This window comes from Acinetobacter sp. MD2(2019) (genome assembly GCF_035615615.1).
GTDB lineage: Bacteria > Pseudomonadota > Gammaproteobacteria > Pseudomonadales > Moraxellaceae > Acinetobacter.
In genome coordinates this window covers 1-883 of record NZ_VTDU01000064.1, presented here as the reverse complement: position 1 = coordinate 883, position 883 = coordinate 1, and the positions used below count along the sequence as shown (strand labels likewise).

The following is an 883-nucleotide window of genomic DNA, read 5'->3' as shown; positions in this document are numbered from 1 at the left end:
TGAACCGTACCGGTTTTGTCGGAGACCACTTTTCCTGAGAAACTACTCCGATGAAAAAATCAAACTATACTCCTGAAATCAAAGAACGAGCAGTTCGCTTAGTTCTAGAATCTGAAAAAGATTATCCCTCAAATTGGGCTGCAATCACTGCGATTTCCCCTAAAATTGGTTGTACACCCGAAACATTACGTGTTTGGTATCAGAAACATCTTGATCTCCAAAATCCTGCCAAAGTTCAACAGATGTCTGATCAAGAACGTATTAAAAAACTTGAGCGTGAAAATAAAGAACTACAGCGAGCAAATGAAATTCTTCGTAAAGCAGCCGCTTTTTTCGCCCAGGCGGAGCTCGACCGCCCACGCAAATAATGGTCGATTTCATTCACAACAATAAAATCAAATATGGTGTAGAAGCCATCTGCACCATATTACCGATTACACCATCCACTTATTATCGCCATCTAGATTTGACTAAAAACCCCGATAAACGTTCTAAACGAGCTTTGCATGATGAGCATTATGCAGAAGAAATTAAACGAATATGGCGTGATAGTTCAGGTCGTTATGGCATTCGTAAAGTGTGGGAGCAATTGAAGAAAGAAGGCTATGCCATTGCACGTTGTCGTGTTACTCGATTGATGCAAAAGCTTGATATACAAGGTGTATGGCGGGGTAAGAATAAGCAAACTACACGTAGCCGTGATGATCAAAAACGTGCAGATGATTTAGTGAAACGTGATTTTACGGCACAACACCCGAATAACCTTTGGGTGGCTGACTTCACCTATATTCAGACCAATTCAGGCTGGGTCTATACGGCATTTATTATTGATGTATTTTCACGAGCAATCGTAGGCTGGAAAGTTTCAACACGTATGAATACG

General features: G+C 40.9%; 1 pseudogene and 1 other annotated feature. The pseudogene reads left to right on the top strand.

Annotation, left to right across the window (positions count from 1 at the left end):
• Nucleotides 1–50: 50 nt before the first annotated feature.
• Nucleotides 51–883, top strand: a pseudogene (locus I2F62_RS13070) (IS3 family transposase); the annotation flags it as partial.
• Nucleotides 326–442, top strand: a sequence feature (AL1L pseudoknot). It overlaps the preceding pseudogene by 117 nt.